At 51.0% G+C, this 22066-nt stretch carries 19 protein-coding genes; 5 read left to right on the top strand and 14 right to left on the bottom strand.

What is annotated here, in order from left to right:
- Nucleotides 1–54: 54 nt before the first annotated feature.
- From KS4_RS13565 to pheS, 3 genes are all read right to left on the bottom strand, one after another.
- Nucleotides 55–1392 (bottom strand): cation diffusion facilitator family transporter, encoded by a 1338-nt coding sequence (locus KS4_RS13565; RefSeq protein WP_145079147.1) that lies wholly within the window; start codon nt 1390–1392, stop codon nt 55–57.
- 330 nt (nt 1393–1722) lie between these two features.
- Nucleotides 1723–2667: a phosphoribosylaminoimidazolesuccinocarboxamide synthase gene (locus KS4_RS13560; protein ID WP_145079144.1), complete on the bottom strand. Its 945-nt coding sequence runs from the start codon at nt 2665–2667 to the stop codon at nt 1723–1725.
- 324 nt (nt 2668–2991) lie between these two features.
- Complete coding sequence (gene pheS / locus KS4_RS13555; RefSeq protein ID WP_145079140.1) at nt 2992–3996, bottom strand: phenylalanine--tRNA ligase subunit alpha; 1005 nt, start codon at nt 3994–3996, stop codon at nt 2992–2994.
- Nucleotides 3997–4259: 263 nt separating this feature from the next.
- On the opposite strand from pheS, the gene KS4_RS13550 reads away from it, so the two are divergent.
- The 3 genes from KS4_RS13550 to KS4_RS13540 all read left to right on the top strand — a co-directional run bounded on the left by KS4_RS13550 (nt 4260) and on the right by KS4_RS13540 (nt 7180).
- The gene (locus KS4_RS13550; protein ID WP_145079137.1) at nt 4260–5210 is read left to right on the top strand and encodes a glycerophosphodiester phosphodiesterase; all 951 of its coding nucleotides are present in this window, start codon (nt 4260–4262) and stop codon (nt 5208–5210) included.
- Nucleotides 5211–5326: 116 nt separating this feature from the next.
- Nucleotides 5327–6109 (top strand): glycerophosphodiester phosphodiesterase, encoded by a 783-nt coding sequence (locus KS4_RS13545; RefSeq protein WP_145079134.1) that lies wholly within the window; start codon nt 5327–5329, stop codon nt 6107–6109.
- 288 nt (nt 6110–6397) lie between these two features.
- Nucleotides 6398–7180 carry a prepilin-type N-terminal cleavage/methylation domain-containing protein gene (locus KS4_RS13540; RefSeq protein WP_200761261.1) on the top strand — a complete coding sequence of 261 codons (783 nt, stop codon included), beginning with the start codon at nt 6398–6400 and terminating at the stop codon, nt 7178–7180.
- A 70-nt stretch (nt 7181–7250) separates the two neighbouring features.
- On the opposite strand, the gene KS4_RS13535 is transcribed toward KS4_RS13540, so the two are convergent.
- The 6 genes from KS4_RS13535 to KS4_RS13510 all read right to left on the bottom strand — a co-directional run bounded on the left by KS4_RS13535 (nt 7251) and on the right by KS4_RS13510 (nt 13523).
- A complete protein-coding gene (locus KS4_RS13535) occupies nt 7251–8774 on the bottom strand; it encodes a PEP-CTERM sorting domain-containing protein (protein WP_145079132.1) in 1524 nt (507 codons plus the stop codon).
- A gap of 43 nt (nt 8775–8817) precedes the next feature.
- On the bottom strand, nt 8818–9654 hold the full coding sequence (locus KS4_RS13530; protein WP_145079129.1) for a type II secretion system protein: 837 nt from the start codon (nt 9652–9654) through the stop codon (nt 8818–8820).
- A 346-nt stretch (nt 9655–10000) separates the two neighbouring features.
- A complete protein-coding gene (locus KS4_RS13525; RefSeq protein ID WP_145079126.1) occupies nt 10001–10399 on the bottom strand; it encodes a response regulator in 399 nt (132 codons plus the stop codon).
- Nucleotides 10400–10604: 205 nt separating this feature from the next.
- Entirely contained in the window at nt 10605–11915 is a 1311-nt protein-coding gene (gene purD / locus KS4_RS13520) for a phosphoribosylamine--glycine ligase (RefSeq protein WP_145079123.1), read from the bottom strand.
- A 95-nt stretch (nt 11916–12010) separates the two neighbouring features.
- Nucleotides 12011–12535, bottom strand: coding sequence for a hypothetical protein (locus tag KS4_RS13515; protein ID WP_200761260.1), 525 nt, complete (start codon nt 12533–12535; stop codon nt 12011–12013).
- A 403-nt stretch (nt 12536–12938) separates the two neighbouring features.
- Nucleotides 12939–13523, bottom strand: coding sequence for an RrF2 family transcriptional regulator (locus tag KS4_RS13510; RefSeq protein WP_145079118.1), 585 nt, complete (start codon nt 13521–13523; stop codon nt 12939–12941).
- A 320-nt stretch (nt 13524–13843) separates the two neighbouring features.
- Here KS4_RS13510 and KS4_RS13505 point away from each other — a divergent pair, with 320 nt between their 5' ends.
- Together KS4_RS13505 and KS4_RS13500 are read left to right on the top strand one after the other, a co-directional pair.
- Nucleotides 13844–15148 carry an adenylosuccinate synthase gene (locus tag KS4_RS13505; protein WP_145081690.1) on the top strand — a complete coding sequence of 435 codons (1305 nt, stop codon included), beginning with the start codon at nt 13844–13846 and terminating at the stop codon, nt 15146–15148.
- A gap of 89 nt (nt 15149–15237) precedes the next feature.
- On the top strand, nt 15238–15990 hold the full coding sequence (locus KS4_RS13500; protein WP_145079115.1) for an isoprenyl transferase: 753 nt from the start codon (nt 15238–15240) through the stop codon (nt 15988–15990).
- A gap of 60 nt (nt 15991–16050) precedes the next feature.
- On the opposite strand, the gene KS4_RS13495 is transcribed toward KS4_RS13500, so the two are convergent.
- The 5 genes from KS4_RS13495 to KS4_RS13480 form a co-directional block, all read right to left on the bottom strand.
- The gene (locus KS4_RS13495) at nt 16051–17187 is read right to left on the bottom strand and encodes an ATP-grasp domain-containing protein (RefSeq protein ID WP_145079112.1); all 1137 of its coding nucleotides are present in this window, start codon (nt 17185–17187) and stop codon (nt 16051–16053) included.
- A gap of 39 nt (nt 17188–17226) precedes the next feature.
- The gene (locus KS4_RS13490) at nt 17227–17553 is read right to left on the bottom strand and encodes a PF20097 family protein (protein WP_145079109.1); all 327 of its coding nucleotides are present in this window, start codon (nt 17551–17553) and stop codon (nt 17227–17229) included.
- Nucleotides 17554–18211: 658 nt separating this feature from the next.
- Nucleotides 18212–19837: a ribonuclease Y gene (rny, locus tag KS4_RS13485; protein ID WP_145079106.1), complete on the bottom strand. Its 1626-nt coding sequence runs from the start codon at nt 19835–19837 to the stop codon at nt 18212–18214.
- 606 nt (nt 19838–20443) lie between these two features.
- Nucleotides 20444–20593, bottom strand: coding sequence for a hypothetical protein (locus tag KS4_RS17675; RefSeq protein ID WP_200761255.1), 150 nt, complete (start codon nt 20591–20593; stop codon nt 20444–20446).
- A 121-nt stretch (nt 20594–20714) separates the two neighbouring features.
- Nucleotides 20715–21845 carry a hypothetical protein gene (locus tag KS4_RS13480; RefSeq protein ID WP_145079103.1) on the bottom strand — a complete coding sequence of 377 codons (1131 nt, stop codon included), beginning with the start codon at nt 21843–21845 and terminating at the stop codon, nt 20715–20717.
- Nucleotides 21846–22066: the final 221 nt, after the last annotated feature.

The raw sequence follows: 22066 nt of genomic DNA, 5'->3' as shown, positions 1-22066 counted from the left end.
CCATAGGTCTGCGGCTATTGGAGTTGTAGAGCTTTTGTGGGTTGGCGAAATAGGTTAGGCGTTGGGATTTGGGGCGTTGAAATCGTCGTCGGATTCTTCGTCGGTTATGTTTTCGGGATAGTTGTTTGTGGGGTCATTTTCGGATTCTTGTTCCTCTTGCAGAGGAGATGCTTCTTCGTGGGCGAGTTCGTAGAGATCGCCTGAACCAGTGATTGCGTTTTCGACGGTAAACACATCGGGAGTTGCTTCGTCAGGGTTCTTAGGTGCAGGTGCAGGTGGGGGGGGTGGTGAGGGTTTGGACGTCGGTGTTGTGGGTGGAGGGGGTGTATCGTTGCGTGGAGGAGCCAAGTCGATGGGTTCGAGGTTTTCGGATTCATCGATTGGTTGTGCTGATGCCTTATCGTCGCGCGCCGGCTCAAGGGCGGGTTTGGAAGGAGCATCTGACGAATAGGGGGGTGGAGGGGGGGATTGGGGGTTGTGTTCGCAGTATGCGCCGCTGGGTTCGACGTGTGCGGTGGCGTTGGCGGGGGTGAGGGCTTGTTCGATTTTGTATTCAATGGCTGAGGCGAGTGTGTGTGATTGTGCGACGGTGAGTGTTGGGTCAACTTGGAGGTGCATGTCGACCCAGTGATATGAGCCGGTGTGGCGAACTCTAACCTTGTGATAGGAGGTAATGCTGGCGGCTTTGACTTCGCGGTCGAGGATTTCGTGGATGCGTTTGAGGTCGGCGGGATCGGAGCGATCCATGAGGCCTGAGAGGGATTGCCAGAGTAGTCGCCATGACATGGGGAAGATGATGGCGGCGATGATGATGGCGATGATGGGGTCAAGCCAGAGCCAGCCTGTGAGTTTGACGAGGATGAGTCCGAGGAAGACGCCGAGTGTTGAGAGGACATCGGTGATGAGGTGCTTGCCATCGGCGATGAGGATTTGGTTGTTGAGTTTCTTGCCGCGGGAAGAGACGTAGTAGGCGAGGCCGGCGGTGAGTAGGCCGATGATGAAGAGGAAGCCGAGGCCGATGTTGACGTTGATTGATGCGGGGCCTGAGATGAGTTTTTTGATGGCGGTGAAGGCAATGAAGATGGCGGCAAAGAGGATGAGTATGCCTTCGAAGCCGACGGCGAGGAACTCGATTTTGCCATGGCCATAGGGATGAGTTTTGTCGGCTGGGCGTGAGGCGTACCAGATGGAGTAGAGCATGACGGCAGCGGCCGCGATGTTGATGGTGGATTCGAGTGTGTCTGAGAGGATGGCGACGGAGCCTGTGAGGAGGTATGCGGTGAGTTTGAAGAGCGTGATGAGCGTGCCGAAGATGAGGGCGTAGAGGGCAACCTTGAGGGTGTTCATCTGGTGCGGGGTGATGTAGTCTTTTGGGGTTTGCGTATCTGGCATATATATAGGGTAGTGAGGTGGAGGGGGGGGAGGCAAGTGGGGATTTTAGATGCTGCATTGGCGAGTATTAGCACGCTGAGAGCTTAATGAATGCTTCAGCAAAGTGTAGTTTGAGATTTGCATACAAGCCTGGAGTGTAGCTACGGAAAATGCAATTGCGGATAGCAGATACATTTTGTGCCATGGACATCAGATGTGATGGCGATAATGCTTGATTAGATTGATGCATAAAAAAAGAACCCGCTCGTGGCGCTTGCGGGTTCTCGTGGTTTGCTTGGTGTAAGTAAACACGAAGCATTGTTTGTTATTGTAATGATCGGCTATGGGAAGTTAAAGGTTTAATTTCTTGCCGGTGATACGATCGTATGCTTCGAGATATTTTGAGAGTGAGTTGTTGATGATTTCATTGGGGAGAACAGGGCCGGGAGGTTCTTTGGCCCAGTCGCCTGCATCGACGAGTGTTTGAAGGTAGTTGCGGACGTACTGTTTGTCGTATGAAGGTTGATCGTGGCCGACTTCGTATTCGGATGCTGGCCAAAAGCGTGATGAGTCGGGTGTGAGTGCTTCGTCGATGAGGATGGGTGTGCCTGATGGGTCATCGAGTGGGAGGCCGAATTCGAATTTGGTATCAGCGAGGATGATGCCGCGCTGGGCTGCGTAGTCGTGTGCCATTTTGTAGATGGCGAGTGAGAGGTCACGGAGTTTTTCCATGAGCTCGGTACCGACGGTATCGCAGGCAACTTGGAAGGAGACGTTTTCGTCGTGAAGTCCTTGCTCGGCTTTGGTTGAGGGAGTGAAGATTGGTTCAGGGAGTTTTTGGCATTCTTCGAGGCCGGCGGGTAGAGGGAGGCCGCAGATGGTGCCGTCGCGTTTGTATTCTTTCCAGCCGGAGCCAGTGATGTAGCCACGGACGATGCATTCGACAGGGACGACGTTGCAGCGTCGGCCGATCATGATGCGGCCTTCGAGGTCTTTGGCTTGCTCGGGTGTGATGCCTTCAACGTCGTTGGGATCGTATGAGATGATGTGGTGTTCGAGGTCACCTTTGAATTTGTCGGCGATCATGTCGAACCAGAAGGCAGAGATTTGGGTGAGGACTTTGCCTTTGCCGGGAATGCCGTTGGGCATGACGACGTCGAATGCGGAGATGCGGTCAGATGCGACAATCATCAGTGCGTCTTGACCGGCTTTGGTCTTGCACTGATAGATGTCGCGAACTTTGCCCTGGCGCTTGCCTGGGAGGTCGAGGTTGGTCTGCATGATAGGTGCGGACATTTTTGTTGCTCCTGATTGTTGAAAGTGCGCTTCTAAACAGAGGGGGTGCGAGATGAGATGGTTTAGAGGGTGAGAGATTGCGTGTGTTGCGTCACGCTTTTAGGAATAGGGTAGTGAGGTTTGGGGTCAGGGTCTAGTTGAGGTGAGGGAGATGTGGATGGGGTGGCGGCGAGTGATGAAATGTGGGATGAGGATTTTGGTTGCTGGAATTATGGGGGGTGAGGATGGCGGATTGAGGACTCTTTTGATTGATGCGTTGTATAAAAATAACCCACACGCGGAGCGTACGGGCTTGTGTTACTTTTGGGGGTGTCTAACTAGAAGTTAGAATTGGCGGAGGAAACGGGTGTCGTTTTCGAAGAGCCAGCGGATGTCCTGGATGTTGTACTTGCGCATGGCGAGTCGCTCGATGCCGAGGCCGAAGGCGAAGCCTGTCCACTCTTCGGGGTCGTAGCCAACGTGTTGGAAGACTGCTGGGTCGACCATGCCGCAGCCGCCGACTTCCATCCATTCAGGGCCTGAGCCGAAGTCCATTTTGATGTAGAGCTCGGCTGAGGGTTCGGTGAAAGGGAAGTAGGAGGGGACGAGTTTAACTTCGGTGTCTGGGCCCCAGTAGGCGTGGGCGAATTGGATGAGTGTGGTTTTGAGGTCGGCCATGGTGACGTTTTTGTCGACGTAGAGGCCTTCGATTTGGTGGAACATGGAGTAGTGGGTGGCGTCGTGCTCGTCGGGGCGATAGACGCGGCCAGTGGAGACGATGCGGACGGGGGGAGCGGTCTTTTCCATCGTGCGGATCTGGACGGTGGAGGTTTGCGAACGCATAAGGTATGGGTTGTCGGTGTTGGGGTCGGTGAGGTAGAAGTTGTCGAGTGGATCCCGAGCAGGGTGCTGCTCGGGAATATTGAGGGCAACGAAGTTGTGGTACTCGTCTTCGGTTTCGGGGCCTGTTTCGACGTCAAAGCCCATGCGGCCGAAAACGTCGAGGAGTTCATCGACGGTTTGGGTGATGACGTGCTTGCGGCCAAGGGTTGGGGCGAAGCCGGGCTCGGTGATATCGAGTTGTATTTTTTTAGATGTTGATGGGGCAGAGCCGAGTGAGGATTTTTTATTTTTGAATGCGGTTTCGATGGATTGACGGGCGGCGTTGGCTTTTTGGCCAAACTCACGCTTTTGATTGCCGGGGATCTCTTTGATCCAGGTCATCATTTGCTTGGTGAGACCCTTGGAGCCGAGGTATTTGATGCGGAATTGCTCGAGCTGATCAGGGGATGAGGCAGCGTCGAGGTCGGTTTGTGCGTCGCGGATAATGTCGTCAATCTTCTGAATCATGATGTAGGAATGATACCCGAAAGTAGGTGGGGTCGAAAATGTGGCGGATGGCTGGGGGTTGGCGATGTGAAGTTTGGAAAGTGAGTTAAAAAGGGGGGAGGATGGCTGAATAGCTGGGCAATTGCCTGTAGGCGGGGCATGATTTTCGGCAGGATCAGTCGTCGGGGTTGATGAAGGTGAGCCTAGAATGGCTGGTAAGGGGTGGAATGTCAGGTTGTGGCGTTGACAGGTCGAGCTCTGAACTATTGAAGGTGAATTAAGTAATGGAACATCCAATCAAGCGTGTCGCGATGTTGTTTGTCATGCTGGCGGTTTGTGTGGCATTTGTTTTTGTAGCATTCAATTTGGCTGAAGGGCAGGGCGGGAAGCATGTGCCGTTGATCGTGGGGCATCGCGGAGCGTCGTATGATGCACCGGAAAACACGGTGGCGTCGTACAAGCAGGCGTGGGAGCAGGGCGCGGACGCGGTTGAGACGGATGTCTACGTCACGAAAGACGGGCAGTTGGTGTGTCTGCATGACAATAATCTGGATCGTACGGGCGGTGTGCGGATGGATGTGAGAAATGCGGAGTTGGACGCGATTAAGCAGGTGGAAGTGGGGTCATATAAGGGTGAGCAATATCGGGGCGAGAAAGTGCCGACGTTGGTCGAGGTGTTGGAGACGGTACCTGAAGGAAAATTGCTGTATGTGGAGATCAAGAAGGATCAGGATGTGGTGCGTGCTGTGAGATTGGTGAAAGAGGATATCGAGAAGGTGGGGATCGATCCAGATCAGATCCGTGTGATTTCATTTGAGCCGGTTGCGGTGAAGTCTTCAAAAGAGCAGATGCCTGATGTTGAGGCTTACCTCTTGATCGATTTTAAACAGAATGAGCAGACAGGGATGTGGTGGCCAACGGCTGAAGAAACGATTCGAATGCTAAAATCTTGCGATGCGAATGGTGTTGATATGAGTGTGAAGCATCGTGTTGATCAGGCTTATATCGATCGAATTAAGGATGCAGGATACTCGTATCACATTTGGACGGTAAACAGCCCGCATTTGGCGAGAATTTACGCGGAGATGGGTGTGGATTCGATTACAACGGATCGGCCGGCATTTATTCGGCAAGCGATTGAGGGCGAGGCCACGAAGATGATACCGCTTGAGCCATCGATGCCCGCGCAGGGGGGAGATGTGCCTGAGATGGAATCACAAGAACGTGTGAAATGATTGTGATGAAATGGATGATATGAAAAATTTAGAAGAAGGAAGCTGCGTTGTCAGGTTGTTTGAGGATCTGCTAATATGCTTGTGATTCATTTGCTTTTTGATTTGGAGTAGCAGGCATGAGTACGCAGTCAGGCGAGCCTTTGATTATCGCGCATCGAGGTGCATCACACGATGCACCTGAGAATACAGTTGCAGCTTATAAGCTTGGTTGGGAGCAGGGTGCGGATGGGGCGGAGACCGATGTCCATATTACAAAAGATGGGAAGCTGGTCTGCATGCATGATGATGATGCAGAACGGACGGCGGGATCGCTAGCGAAAATATCCGAAACGAATTTTGATGAACTGCGTAAGCTGGATGTTGGTGCGTGGCCAGATGATCGATATGTGGGTGAGCAGATGCCGACACTGGTCGAGGTGTTGGAGACGGTGCCTGAAGGCAAGCTGTTCTATGTTGAGATTAAATCTGGGGAAGATGCAGCGTCTGCAGTGCCGCTAGTGAAGGCCGATATCGATAAGTCCGGTATTAAACAGGAACAGATTCGAATAATTTCGTTTAGCGCTGAAGCAATTAAGGCATCGAAAGAGCAGATGCCGGAGGTGTCGGCCTATTTGTTGCTTTACTTCGTGCGTGATGCGGCGACTGGCGGGTGGTCGCCGACGGCAGATGAAGTGATTTCGAAGTTAAAAGCGTGTGATGCCGATGGTGTAGATATCAACGTGGTTAATCGTGTGGATCAATCGTTTATCGATCAGATCAAAGCGGCTGGATACGCTTACCATGTGTGGACGATCAATAGCCCGCATGTTGCCATGCGATATGCGGGGATGGGGGTAGATTCTATTACAACGGATCGGCCGGGGTTTATAAAGCGTGCAATAGCAGGGATGGGAAAATAAGCACGTAATTAATTTGAAGGTTTTTGAATCGCCGCGAGCTATATAGCTTGCGGCGTTTTCAATTGATGTGCGATGAAACGCGTTGTTATTGGGCATAAAAGTGTGTGTTGTGTTTATTAGACAGTTTGTAGTTGAGAGAGGGGGGAATCATTTTGAGAATAACTCTTTTGGCTGTTAATCACGGGTCAGAAAATTTCGATGGGGAGGGGGGAGGCGTTCAGGTTGCTGTTGTGTTAGGCAGACGGAACGTAAAGGATGGTGGTTGATCAATTATTTCAGGGGCGGATTATGCAGTTATGTTGGCGACGTGATGGTTTTGTCGGATTGAATCGTAGCGGTTTTTCAATCTTAGAACTGATCATTGTTTTAGTAGTCATCGTCGTGTTATTGGCATTGATCGTGCCAGCTATATCGCTTTCAAAGAATGCGATGCGGCAGTTGCATTGTGCTGCAAATACGGGAAAACTTGGGACTGCTGCAACGCTTTACGCGATTGATCATGATGGGCTGCTGCCGCTTAATTACGTCCGGTCAGAGAATGGTTCGATTCAAGATTGGCAACTTCAATTAAGCTCTTATATCAATATGCAGAATAGGGGTGTTGCACGTGTGGCATCACAGCAGCAAATCGATTTGAAAGAGATTGATTTTGCGTGTCCGGATATGAACACAAGCAAGGCAAAGAATAAATTGGGGTACGCGCAAAATGCGTTTACAAGTTCGAATGCATGGCAGCCGTACGATGGGAGTGTTGTTAGGCAACGCGAATTGTATTTGCAGTTGCATCCGGAAATGAAATTCTCGCCGGCGTATGGCTGGTATCGCACGCCTTTGCGTTTGGCTGACTTACAGGAGCCCAGTAAGACGTTTCGGATGACGGATTCGAATGTGAAAGATTTGAGTGTTAAAGATTTCAGGTCAGCAACAGGCAGGCACGGTTATCGCTTTGGAAGTGGTGGGATGAGTCTGAATATGCTGTATTTTGATGGGCATGTGTCGCTTATCGAGAAACGCGGTATGCGGTGGGATAAACCTCGCTCGAGATGGTGGTTGCCGTATGAGGGGTATTGAGCGGAATGATATTGGCATAAAAAAAGAGCGACCGTAAAGGCCGCTCTTTTGATTTGTTTTCATGATGGGATTATTTGCGACGACGCAGCATTGCGAGGCCAGCAAGTGAGAGCAGTGAGAGTGATGTTGGCTCTGGAACGAATACCGAATCCCAGTCAACGTCAGGGTAGAGACTCTTGAGTTCTTCAACGCTGAAGCTGATGCCGCCATTCTCGCCGGTTGCTTGACGATCACCAGCGAGGTACATGCCATCCATGTCTTGGATCAGCTTGATGAGGTCTTCGTTGCCAGATTCAATCAGCATTTGGTTGATGTAATCTTGGTTGTAGTCAGCGATGCTATCAAAGCCGCGGTCAGCGATGAAGTCACTTACGGATGCATATCCTTTGTAAGAGACGTATTCTTCAGCAGATTCGAAGTAGCGGCCTGCTTCGCTGTAGTATTGATCTTGAGCGTATTCTTCAAATGAGTTGTAGCCTGGAACCTTGATGAATGTCCACTCTTCATTAGTGTCAAATGCGATTTCATTGAAAATACTGCCTTCGCGTGCACCTAAGCCACTGGTCGGATCGTCGTACGTACCATTCATGACCTGATCAATCCATGCTGACCAGCGAGCGACGTCAGTCGAGACCATGACGTCAACATAATGGCTGTCATTTTGAGCACTAGCGCCTTGTATACGTTGTGAGCTGATGCCGACAACTTTGCCGCCGCGGTAATTTGCAGCACCTGAATCGCCAGGAGCGCCGAGACCTTCAAGGACTTGCCAGTAATCTTTGTCCCAGTCGAAATCTTCACCATTTACGATATCACTTGCATGCTCAGCGTCGACATCCACATCCATGTCACTGTAAAGCATGTTGGTTGCTTGCCCAATACCAACAAACGGTGCAAGGATCGCGTCATCGCCATGGTTGAGGTCAAAACGGTTTGAATAATACCGCTTGGTACCAAATTCGGTATCAAACGTAATGCCGTCGCCTTCTTGTGCAAAATCTGTCAAACCGTAGCCGACGGTTTCAAATGTTTGGCCGTTCGGATCGACTTCGGCATATCCGGTGAACTGGGCATTGCCTGCAGAGTCGAGGATGAGATTTCCCGAAGCATCGCGAATAAAGGAGCCCTGGTTGAGATTGGCACGTGTGATCGTTGGGTCAAATATTTGATTGCCGCCGATATGAACCAATGCGATATCGTCGCCAAAATAAGGCTCATATGACCAGGTGCGCGGGGTGTACCAACGATCCGCAACGTATGTTTGGTTGCCTACGCGGATTTCGTAGTATGCAGTTTCCAAGCTGTCTGGAAGCTGTGGATCGGTCACGTTGTGTGCCGCGGTGAGGAGCCATTGGTCAGCAATGACAATACCGGTTGAACGTGTTCTGGCCGGAACCAAAATGCCATCAGTTGTATCATACTGGAGGACTTGGGCAACGTGGTTGTATTCAGATTCTTGTGCTCTCTCCAAATGGTGAACGTCGTAATTGCCATTGAGCAGAGTTGCTGCGCCTGCGGTTGGGGCGAGCATTGCGGACACGACGAAAGCCGTGATTGCGGCTGCACCAAAGGTACGTCTTTTAATTTTGTTCATCTCATCATCCCTCAAAAATGATAGTTATTGTTTTATTTTGTCGTCAGTCTTTTTTATCTCGGGTCCATTCACCGAGCGTAATAACCTTGTCCATTTCGTCAGCACCAATGGTATCGATGGGTGCTGCTGTGCGGGCATGCCCGTCTACGTAAAGGTAGTTGTAAAGTGGGTGTTTGTTTGAGCCATGTGGCACAACGAGATCCCACGCGATTGTGTTGAAATTCACTTGCTCGTAGGCGCGTCTCAAGACACCTGAACGTGAATTTGTTTGTCTACCTTGTGTGTTCTGATAGTTCGATTGCAGGCCATTAAACACCTTTTCAGAGAGTAATAACGTATCTGTTGGGCTGGGTATATCTTGGCTGCTAACGATGAACTGTGGTGTTGCGTCTGTTCTCCCAGAGTAGCTTGTTGATGTTGTGATTCCCGTGCCAGGAGGTTGTAAACCTTTTGCCATATCCTGTGTTCGCTGCCAACCTTGCACCATCGAGTAGGAGCGTTTCGCAAGGTTTGCTGGGCGATCTTCTGTGTCGTCATTCGGGCAGATCAGGATTGGATTCGCTTTGTTTGCAGGAATGCCATTCAGTTTCTGATCAGCTTTCGTAACGTAATGCCCAAGATACTGTGAGATCGCATCGTCGTAAGTGATGTATTCACGGTCTCTTAGGTTTACAAAATACGCGTATGGGACGCGATCATCCGAATCGTTGTAATACATTGAAAAAGCTGTGCCAACATTCTTGATTTGCGTTAGGCATTTCAAGGTTATTGCGGCTTGCCTTGCAGAGGACAGCGCGGGCAAAAGAATACCCACCAATAGCCCAATAATGGCAATCACCACAAGAAGCTCAATTAATGTAAAACCACGTCGTACGATCATCCATCCACCGGAACAGAGGTTACACGGATGTACAAACTACTAGGCAATCTCGTTTCTTTCGGAGCCCACCCCCGAAAGAGACTTGATGCGCACGGTTGTTATCGTACCAAGGTAACGGCAATGGGATTTTTTTCAAGCATATTCACACGCCGTCATATTTAATTTGTATAAGGAAAGGCTGATGACACGCTGTTAGTTTGCCTAGTCAATCTAGGTAAATAAAAACATTACGTGTAATCCCTAGGTGAGATATATTTAATACAAAAAGTATACCGTATTTAAGATATGCAGATTCAAAATACAATTGATGGATCAAATACAACCCGAAATAGATATAAAAGTAATGCTATTTTTCAGCACCGCTTGTCAGGTCGCAAATCAAATCAAGCATCTCTGTGGGATTGACGGGCTTGAGCAATACTGGGTGTTTTTGCAATTCTTCAGGCAGCATGTCGCGCGACGCATAACCCGTTACAAATAAGAACGGTACGCCAATTTCTTCGAGCTTCAACGCCACAGGCTCAACATTTCCGCCAAGCAGATTCACATCCAGTACTGCGGCATCAAATGCCTGGGTATTGATTTTAGACAATGCTTGATCAATGTTTGAAGCCATATCGACAGATTTTGCTCCGAAAGCTTCCAGTAAATCTGCCAGTGATTGTGCGACAACAAAATCATCCTCAACGATAATCAGCGCTAAGCCGTTAAGATTATGCGGTTTTGAATCAGCCCCAATATTCATAGCATTCCCTTGAGCATAAATTATTCACTCAACATCTCTCGCCCTCCAATCAGGCAAGATGCTCACAAGCATTCTAAGAATTGTCATGCAGGTCGTGTATCTATTTTTAAAAAATTAAGGTAAACCCTGTCTGTAAAAAGAAAAAACTGGCACATAAACCGTGCCAGTTTCGATTAATTCTGCTTAGTTTGTGGATTATTCCCCATTACATCACACGCCAGCCAATGTCTTTCCGGTACCACGCACCATCGAATTTGATCTTTGCACAAGCCGCATTCGCTTTTTCTTGCGCTTCCTTCAAATCTTTGCCCATCGCACAGACATTCAGCACGCGGCCGCCAGAGGTCACAAACTCGTCTCTTGTCTTGCGTGTGCCTGCATGGAACACTTTGACATCCGGATCGGATTCAGCATCGTCAATGCCACGAATCGTCTTATTCGCATTGTATCGGCCTGGGTATCCGCCTGATGCCATCACAACACAGCAGCAGCAACGTGAATCCCATGACAGATCGATCTCGTCTAATGTGCCCTGAGCGGTCGCAATCATGATTTCGAGCAGATCGCCCTTCAAACGCATCATCAACGGCTGCGTCTCCGGATCGCCGAATCGGCAGTTATATTCCAGTACCTTCGGCCCGCCTGCGGTCAGCATCAGCCCTGCATACAGCACGCCCTTGTACTCAATCCCATCACGACGCAACGCATCAACAGTCGGTACGAGGATCTCTCGCTCAATCGTCTGCATCAGCTTTTCATTCACCAGCGGCGTTGGGCAGTATGCACCCATGCCACCTGTGTTTGGCCCCGTATCCCCCTCGTTTGCTTGCTTATGGTCCTGTGACGGGTCAAGCACATAGATATTGCGGCCATCAACCAATGCCAGGATCGAGACTTCCTGACCAGACAGCCGCTCTTCAACGATAACAGTATCACCAGCATCGCCAAAGGATTTGTTCTTCATGCATTGAGCTAACGCATCAAGTGCTTGATCATTATCATCACATACGATCACGCCTTTGCCTTTCGCCAGCCCTGCAGCCTTCACCACCACCGGCGTTTCTCGGCTTTGCACATAATTGGCTGCCACACTGTATTCCTTGAATACACGTGCATCCGCTGTCGGGATCGATACCGCCTTCATGAGCTGCTTCGCGAACGCCTTGTCCCCTTCTAGCTTCGCTGCCGCTGCTACCGGCCCAAAGATCATCCGACCTTCTTTCGCCAGCCTGTCAGCCAAGCCCTGTGACAACGGGTCTTCCGGCCCAATCACCACCAAATCAACGTCATTCTGTCTACAGTAGTAGTCAATGTCGTCCACCGTTTTCGTATCAACACGGTCTGGATTGATCGTATTGACATTCTTGCCCAGCACAGCCGTCCCGCCGTTACCCGGTGCAAAGTGCAGCGTACCGCACCGCTTGGACTTCTTGAGCTTCCACCCAATCGCGTGCTCGCGCCCGCCGCTGCCGATGATCAGTACATTGACTTTCTTTTTTTTGTTTTTGGCACTCATGTAAGCAAGATAACCACTTTGCGGATTGATTTCACATTTAAGCTCCTGGGTCGCAATTCTTCCACCATGGTTTACCAAAATCCCCGAATCGATAATCAGCTTGCTGACTGTGTGACATTCACGTATTCGTTACACACACCCGTCCACAGTTCCTGAAATTTGGCCAGCATCTTCTCCTCTGCCCGTAACTCCGCTTCCGCAGCACATGAATCCAATGCATCCGAAATTAGCCAATAATTGGTCAGCTGCTTCGTCGTGCTCGTTGTCGCTGCTGATCCATAAACATACCCACTGTCCACATCCAGCATCAACATCGATATGATCGCCTGTCCTTTTGTGTGATGGTTTGGAAGAAAACCCAGAGCAATAAGATTCAGCGGCCCAATTTCGTAGGTACGCTCATCCGCGCGGGATTGGACCGTATAGAGCACCAAAATATTTGCGTTCATCTTAGCCGCCGCTTCACGTATCTCTTGAATATCTTTCACGTGTTTTTTTACAAGCATCGAATTGAGATTGCCAACATTACTCGTTAGAGGCAAGGCTTCTGTTTGTGATTCGATCGCGTCCATCAACACCATAGACGGTGTCGCAATCTCATATGGATAACGATCTTTCATGCAGTACTTGCGTGTTTGTATCCGCGCAAAAACAATACTTGCTGGAAAGCGTATACGCGGCGAGGAGTCATTTTTTCCTATGGTTTTAATATAATCCCGCTCATCGCTCTCAGTTAACGCTCCAATTGGCGCACCAACACTCGGCGTTATATATGGAGCCATGCACCCCATCTGTATCAAGCCAATAAATATTATGACGAATAGAATATTCAATCTGCGCATCTGATATGCTCCCATTTTGTTTGCAGTGGCCTCGATCAAATTCAATTGACATGCATAAAAGAAGCTCAATGATTGGATTTATGTACTGGACGTATCATGTGTGAATTAAGTTTTCAATAGACATAAAAAAACGCAGAGCTCTTGCTCTGCGCCTTATATTTCATTCTCATTAAGCCTTGTATTAGTGCATCGGCTCGGACGGTGTGTCCGCTGACGACGCAGCTTCATTTTCATCGCGTTTGAATGGTTTGCTCTCACGGGTGAGTGATGGAACCGGAGTCCCAAGCATCTCAAGCTTCCGTAGCAGCGTTTCGCTCATCTGATCAAGCGTCGTGCCTTCAAGAAACTCGTTTAGCTCGTCACGGATCGGAGCCCATTTATCATGAAGCGGGCAGGGCTGCTCGCTATTGCATTCGGCCATACCGACCACGCATTTCTCCAAACCGCGTGTTCCGTCCACAACCTCCATAATATCCAGTAATCGGATTTCGTGGGGACGTCTTGCTAGTGCAAAACCGCCGCCGCGTCCTTTCGCGCTGGTTAATAAACCTTTACGGACAAGATCCTGGAAAATCTTGGCGACAAAATGGCGTGGTAGATCAGAGCCCTCACAGAGCTCGTCTAAAAGCACATAACCATCGGGTCGCAGCATGGCCAAACGTGTCATCGCACGTATGGCATACGCACAAGCATTCGAATAAATCATCTTTCTGGTTCTCGCATATGATCCAAAATGAGCCTGATTGGCGTGAAACAACAGATACACACGCTTTTTATAACAATAACACCCCCCTGACAACCATCTTCTGATATTTTGATCTTATGCCATTTTTAACAGCAATAGCCCCCCGGCTGTATCTTCGCATCACATCGTGATAAAATCCCACTTTTTGGGCCACTTGCGCGCCGCAGCGTGGTCTCAAGATTAGGGAAAATACTACCTCCCCCAATCGTGTGTATCATCAGCAGCCATTACCGCCGCCCCCCGATACCCCCAAACTTCCGAGTAACACCATGACGTCTGAAGTAGCTTCTGCAATGAGCAATCAAACCACCGTACCGTCCGCCGAACAGCTCCTCCAATCCATGGGCCTCACCAACGGCCACTCTGCCATTGTCGGCCTCCAGTGGGGCGATGAGGGCAAAGGCAAGGTCGTCGACCTCCTTACCGTGGGCTTCGATACCGTCGTCCGCTACAACGGCGGCGCAAACGCCGGCCACACCGTCTGCGTCGGTGACGAAAAATACAAGCTCCACCTCCTTCCCTCCGGCATGCTCTACTCCGGGAAGACCAATGTCCTTGGCAACGGCGTCGTCATCGACCCCGAACAGCTCGTCAAAGAAGTCCATGGCCTCCGCGAACGCGGCAAGCAAGTAGACGCCGAAAACCTCAAAATCTCGGACCGTGCACACGTTGTCCTGCCTTGGCACAAAATCGAAGACAACCTGCTCGAAGTCACATCCAAAGCCCCCATCGGCACAACCGGCCGCGGCATCGGCCCCTGCTACGCCGACAAAGCGATCCGCCTAAATGCCATCCGTATGGGCGACCTCACCGATGATGCAAAACTTGTCGCCAAGGTCAACCGCATCGCAGAATTCAAAAACACACTCCTCTCAGCCCTCGCTTCTGCACACAAAGTCGACTTTACCCCTGTAAACGCAGAAGAAATCATCGCCACACTTCGTAAGTGCATGGAAGTTCTCGGCCCAATGGTCACCGATACTTCATCACTCATCCACGAAAAACTCCGCACCGGCGATCGCTTCCTCTTCGAAGGTGCAAACGCAAACCTCCTCGATATCGATCATGGCACGTACCCATACGTCACCTCCTCAAACTGCTCATCCCTCGGCGTCCACACCGGCGCCGCCTTCCCAGGTCGCAACCTCAACAACGTCATCGGTATCGTCAAAGCCTATCAAACCCGCGTTGGTGAAGGCCCAATGCCTACCGAACTCCACGATGAAATCGGCGAACGCATCCGCGAAGTCGGTCGTGAATACGGCACCACCACAGGCCGTCCACGTCGTTGTGGTTGGCTCGACCTCGTTGCGCTTAAGTACACCGCCTCAGTCTCCGGTGCAACGCACATCGCGCTCATGCTCCTTGACGTTTTAGCTGGCCTTACAGAGCTCAAGATCTGTACCGCCTACGAAGTCGATGGCAAGAAAACCACGAACTTCCCCGCCGACAACGACGTACTAGCCAAGGCAAAACCCGTCTTGGAATCACTCCCCGGCTTCGAAGAATCTGTCGAGGATTGTAGAACTTTTGACGAACTTCCCGAAAATGCAAAGGCATACATCGCCCGCATTGAAGCGGAAATCGGCGTTCCCGTTGTCTTTGCTTCCGTAGGCCCGCGTCGTGATCAATCAGTTTTACGCTAAGACCGCATTCCCTCACACCCACACGCCAAAGCGGGATACAATTAACCACACGTATCACACCGACCCGTTTGTTCCAAGGATCAGTTCGCATGCCACAGCGTGAAGTCTCCAACCAGATCATTAACGTCGACTCGGCCAAACTGCCTTGTCACGTTGCGATCATCATGGACGGCAACGGCCGATGGGCGCAAGCCCGCGGCATGTCACGCACTCACGGCCACCGACGCGGTGCCGAAATCGTTCGGCCCATCGTCACCGAATGTGCCGAACTCAACCTCGACGCACTCACGCTCTACTCATTCTCAACCGAAAACTGGACCCGCGAGCAAACCGAAGTCAATTTCCTCATGGAACTCTACGTCGAGTATCTCCTCGCCGAACGCCAGACCATGCTCGACAATAACGTGCAGTTCCGTCAGCTTGGCCGCCGTGAAGGTTTGCCTAACTCCGTGTTAGATGAGCTTGACCGAACTGTCGAACTCACATCCAAAAACACCGGCATGACCCTCTCTCTCGCCCTCAATTACGGCTCACGCGCCGAAATCGTCGACGCTGTCCGTGATATCGCTCAGCAAGTTCAGCAGGGCGACATCAAAGCCGCTGACATTGATGAAGCACTCATTGCCTCACACCTCTATACAGCAGGGCTCCCCGACCCGGATCTCCTTATCCGCACTGCCGGTGAAATGCGTATCTCCAACTATCTACTTTGGCAGATCTCATACGCAGAACTCTACATCGCCGATTGTTGTTGGCCAGAATTCGATCTCGCAGAGCTCTATAAGGCTTTCGATGCATACACAAATCGGCAACGTAAGTTTGGCTCAGTCCCCACAACCTAATCATATAATCCTATAAAACAAGTAAAAAGACGATTCTAATGAATCGTCTTTTTTTTACATTCATTTTATCGGCAGCACCGCATCGTAGATTTTTTTCGCCTTCTCCTTAAGGCCATCATAAACCTCATCCCTTGTTCGCCCATCGGCAAACACTGAACAGATCGGCTCCCCTTGACTCACCCTCACGCCAACATTCGGCACGTTTGCAATCCATCGTTCACCTAACACCCCAAACAAGTCTGGCATCTCGCAATCTATCTTCGCTCTAATCAGCGCTTTGCCCCATTTCAGATGTGTCGCCTCACCTTCTTTGCGTTTCTTACTGCTCGAAGAAAGTTCATCAAATACCGATTGCCCTGTGCACATCTCTAAGACTTCCATACCCGCCGTGTACCGCGGATTGATCTCCAATGGCCGGAGCTTCCCACTGAAGTCCATCACGAAATCAATCCCAAACACACCCCGCAAATCATGCCGTTGCGTCATCGCGACCGCTAATTGGCTTACACCCGCTCTCGCTTCTTCCGACAAGTCTATCTCGCCGATAGACCCCACATACTTGAACCCATCACTTCCAAACGCTTCATCACCCACAATCATTTCGCACGCCCCCACATACTGCACACTCCAGCCATCCGCACGAAACATCACCCCGATCGGCATCCCCGCCACATACTCTTGCAAATAATATTCCCGGCCAATCGGCGCCCCCTTCTCCCAAAAACGAATCCCCATCCCGCCACTTCCGCTCATCGGCTTCAACAAATACTTCCGACGATCCCAATTACCAAAGACCTGGACAGCAATTCGCTGCAGCAAGCCGCCCTCTGTCTTTATCTTGCAATGCTTCAGCCCCTTCGCCAGCTCCACTTCACTTAACGAACCCGCTGCCCTGACCGATCGCACCGCCGCCGCGCTGCTACCCATCACTTCACGCCCAAACGTGATCGCTTCCCATATATCTGGATAGTTTTCCAAATCCCCACTCATCATCACCGCCGCACTCTTCGGTGCCTTCTCCACCATCCCCGGCAACTTCGACGGGTAATCACGCATCAATACATGCAACGTATGCGCCACCCGTTGCAAATCCCGACTCCCAATGCAGTCTACCACCCAAGGTTCATACCCCATTTTTCGCGCACTCATCGCCGCTGCACGTCCATTCACGCCAACAATCAATACCGGCTTACTCATACGCTCATCTTACACTTAAAAACTCAACCCCACACAAACTCAAACCTCAGCTTCCTGCACCGCATCCTCCACATCAGCATCTGTTTTCGCCGATTGCATCGCCTCTTGTTGCCGCTGCCAACTCGGTTTCTGCTCCAGTGATTTTCCATACTTAAACGTAATCACACGACATTTTCTGCATCGCCAACCCATAATATGGTTCGGCCGCATTACCGCATGTGTTCCAGGCAAACTTTCTGCAAAATGATTCCCCTCCGCATTTCGCCCTTTAATCCACGTCAATCCCTGCGTCACCGGCAAGCATCCCTCTTCCATTATCCCATGGCACTCCGGGCATCTTACCGTTCGTTCATCCATCTTTGCCATCGCGTCACCTTCCTTTATCTCTCACAACAAGCGACCAATATTCTGCTAAACCGTACAGATGACCCATCAAACCTATTGTGCCCCTCACGCCTCCATCCCGCAAGATTTTTCTCTCCTCCTCCCTCTATTACGTTGTTTCATTTCCACGTTCCAGCAATATTAATATCAAGCCTGCCACCGCCGGTGGCAGGGTGTTTGCAAGGGTCGCGTTTAAATCGAAAAGGGAAGTTCACAGCAAGTAGTCGTAAAAAAAGAGAAATGACAAACAGGGCAGGGGCCTTGCGCGCAGCTCAAGGGCGGGCTTGGAAAGTGAGATGATACGAACAGGGGGGGATTGCGCGCTGGTTCAAGGGCGGGTTTGGAAAGTGAGATGATACGAACAGGGGGGATTGCGCGCTGGTTCAAGGGCGGGTTTGGAAAGTGAGATGATACGAACAGGGGGGATTGCGCGCTGGTTCAAGGGCGGGCATGGAAAGTGAGATGATACGAACAGGGGGGGGGCTAAAAAGTGAGCCCGGACGCCGCCACGTCCGGGCTTCCCGCACATACGCTGTTTAATGGAACACAAGGCCCTCACGCCTTGGACGCTCCTAGCGTATATAAGTTGCAGTATTTATCTATTCAATTGTTAGTACGTTTCGCAAAACGCCTTGAAGAATTAGCGAGCAAACTCAACGGTTCGCATCTCGCGCATGACCGTGACTTTAATCTCACCTGGGAAGGTCATCTCTTCGCTAACGCGTTTCGCAATATCACGAGCAATATATGCACACGTTGAGTCGTCGATGTTGTCCGGATCAACGATCACGCGAACCTCGCGGCCAGCCTGAATCGCATACGCCGTGTTCACACCCTTGTGACTCGTCGCAATGCCTTCCAGCTGCTCGAGGCGCTTCACGTACTTCTCAAGCGTCTCGCGTCTTGCGCCAGGTCTCGCACCACTGATCGCATCCGCTGCCATCACGATCGGCGTGTATGGCGTCGTTGATGGAATATCATTATGGTGACCGCCAATCGCGTTGAGCACCGCTTCCTTCTCGCCAAACTTCTTACAGAAGTCCATACCAATCGCAGGGTGACCACCCTCAATCTCATGGTCCATCGCCTTGCCGATATCGTGCAGGAACCCGCAACGGCGAGCCATCTCACCATCAAGTCCAAGCTCATCAGCAATCGTTTGGCAAAGATAAGAAACTTCAATCGAGTGACGCAGAATGTTCTGCCCATATGACATGCGGTAATGTAACCGACCCATCATCTCAGCAATACGTGGATGCAAGCCTTGGATATTTGCTTCAATGCAAGCATCTTTACCCAGCTTGATAATCCGCTGTTGCGTTTCTTTCGTGATCTGCTCAACAATCTCTTCAATGCGAGCCGGGTGGATTCGCCCATCATCCAAAAGCTTCTGCAACGCTTCCGCAGCAATCGCTCTTCTGACGGGATCAAAACAACTTACCACCACAACGCCCGGCGTGTCATCCACAATCACATCAACACCCGTCGCTTTTTCAAACGCACGAATGTTCCTGCCCTCGCGACCAATCACGCGACCCTTCATATCGTCACTCGGGATCGCAATCGCGCTAACCGTCGAATCAGACACATGCTCTGACGCATATCGCTGAATCGCCATGAGCGTGATCTTCTGTGAATTTTCTTTCGCTTCTTCCTCCGCGCGATCCGTAATCCGCTGGACAATCTGCCCCGCTTCATGCTGGCATTCACGCTCAACCGCTTTGAGTGCTTCTTTGCGAGCTTCATCTTCGCTCATCCCGCTAATCCGTAGCAGCACCTGCTTCTTCTCAGCCTCAGTCTCGTCCAGCACTTTTTCATGCTTCGCGATCAAATCCGTCAACTCGCCTTCGCGCTTATTAACTTGTCCCTCACGACTCTTGATCTTGTTATCCAGATCAACCAGATACTTCTCTTTTGTCGTCAGCGTATCCAGCTTCCGATCCAGATTGTCTTCACGCTTGGTAAGCCTGCGTTCAACCTCTTTCTGCTCATTACGTGAGGATTCAACTTCCTTCTCAAACGTCTCGCGTCTCGCCGCCTGCTCATTACGTGAATCCAGCTCCAACTGCTTGCGCAGCGTTTCGCCTTCGCTCTTCGCCCGGTCAATAATGTCCTGAGCTTCCTTCTGAGCCTTACCAATACTCTGATTACTCAAAAACCAAAGCGTCAGCCACGCACCAACAGCACCGCCCACCAAGCCACTGATGCCAAATAGCAAATCAGACAGCCCTATTGGGGCTGCCGTAGGCTGCGCTAGTACATACATGAGATCTATCATCTCTAAGTACCCCTTTTCTCCAACTAGCTGCATCTGCACTGCATAGCAATACCAGTTGGTACTGGGGCACGGTCGCGGGTTTACCTCATCGTCAGTCGATACTAACGATCCGGTTCTCCGCCGCGATATATCTGAAATATGACGGGAGTATCAATCTCTACAAGCAGGCTATTCACCGCATCAAGCGCATCTTTTTCATACGCTCATACGCCATCTATGACACCGCAACTGCCCAATTCCCAATCCTGACCCGTTGGCGCTGGTTTTTTAGTCTGATCCGGTTGTTAGCCGTTTAATTCGTTTACTCAGCCTGCTTGGCAGGCCAATGTTGTACATCGTTTGATTTATCCCGTCTGTCCGCCGCATTTTTTCGCAGCATCTTCCAGACGTCCACACTAACCTCGTCCCTCACATTCGGAACATCGTTAGCGTAGTTCGCAGCAGACCAGGTCTTACCCGGGTTCGTGCCGGTTATATCCTCTCAAATGACATGCCTTTTCACACACTATCCAAGAGGGGCAATAGTTATCAATTTTTATCGCCAACTCAACGCGATTCGCATCACGCCAAATCAGCCCACACAGGCTCATGACACTAAAGCAGTTTGCGTGGTGACTTGCCATGCCTTCCGAAGCTGCAACCAGCAGCAGGCCCAGACGGGAAGTCTTTTTCACGTAGCGACCGACCGGTCAACGTGGCAGGTATTGTCGCAACATGCTCTAAACACAAAATCAATGATTTCATGATTTTCCATAAACCTATGAATTGACATAACTCTACCTATTACAGATATTTCGTCAAGTCTTATCTGTCCTCAGGAGCCGCATTTATACCCCCTCTTACTCCCTGAAAACCCCCTCTTTTCTCACCCAACCAGTCCCCGCACAATCCCCTCATACACCGCTCGTTGTTCCATGCGCCCAAACAGCTTCTCGCCCACTCGCTTGCTCAACTCCCCAGCCTCTCGCTTCGCCTTCTCATCCATCGCCCATACCGTCAGCACATCGCTTGGCTTACGCAAATCATCCTCATCGAAAATCATCTCCTCAGCCCCATCAACCTCACTTAACATCCCCCGCAGCCGCGCATTCCCCTCCACCAGCATCGGCTTCCCACTCATACAAGCCCACGCCAGGCTCTCCCCTGACCCTTTACCCGTCACCACCACCGCGTCGCATGCCTCCAAGATCTCCCAGCCACGGCTGGTCCCGCCTTCTTGCACCAATAACCCCAGATGCCCAAACTCATCATTCAGATCCACCGATCGGTCCCGGTGCATATGCATCGCGTTCACCAGCACCCGCATCTGCCACGGCCTCCCCAATTTATGGCTCACCACCAAACTCGACGTCCCCCCCGCCAAGCTCACCAGCCGCGTATCCGACGTATACGGCCGATCACTCAGCAAACCCACCACAAACTTATCCTCGCCCACCGCACCCCATTTTACCCGCTTCTGACCCAAAACAGCCTCGTCCCGCACAATCTCGCCTTCATCCGCTGCAGGCCCCACAATCTTCACGCGTCCAGCAGGTATTCCCAGCCGCGCCAACTCATTTCGCATCACCTCACCACTCACCACCACTCTGCAATGATCGCCGCGACGTCCATTCATGAACTTTCGCAGCCAAAGTAGCCGTCTGCCCACAGGCAACTCATTCAACCACAACAACTTCCGCGCATTTTTTGCCGCCCGATTAGCCGCCCACAATAGGCCCACATCATCACAACTCACGATCTGGATATCGCCCAACTCTCTCACCCGCCGCCGGATCCCAAAGTATCCCGCCACCCCGCTGCTGCCCGGCACGCCCAGTCGCTCAGCCCCCTCAATCCCCACCGACTCACATTCCTCAGCCAATAGTTGGCTCCCCAGCAACAGAACATGCTCCTTTACCCCTTCCACAGCACCCAAAAGCCCCTTCAATCGCATCAATCCGCACGGATAACCCAAGCCTCCCCCTTCACGCACAACATGTAACATCTTGATATCCACGCATCGATCCTCTATTAGCAGCCTATCCTTATCTCCACTCATTCTCCCTCCCTTACCCCAAATCCGCAATCCTTCACATTCCTAGCCCACCTTTCCACCAGATAACATAGAAACAAGCCCACGACCGCCGGTCGTGGGATGTTTGTAACAAAATCATTCAATTGCCTGCAATTCTCCCCCTCTCATCCTGCCCCTCATTTCCCGCTCGTATCTCACCTTCT

It is taken from the genome of Poriferisphaera corsica, from assembly GCF_007747445.1.
GTDB lineage: Bacteria > Planctomycetota > Phycisphaerae > Phycisphaerales > Phycisphaeraceae > Poriferisphaera > Poriferisphaera corsica.
The sequence above is the reverse complement of the archived record's forward strand: the minus strand, read 5'-3'. Positions and strand labels throughout refer to the sequence as shown.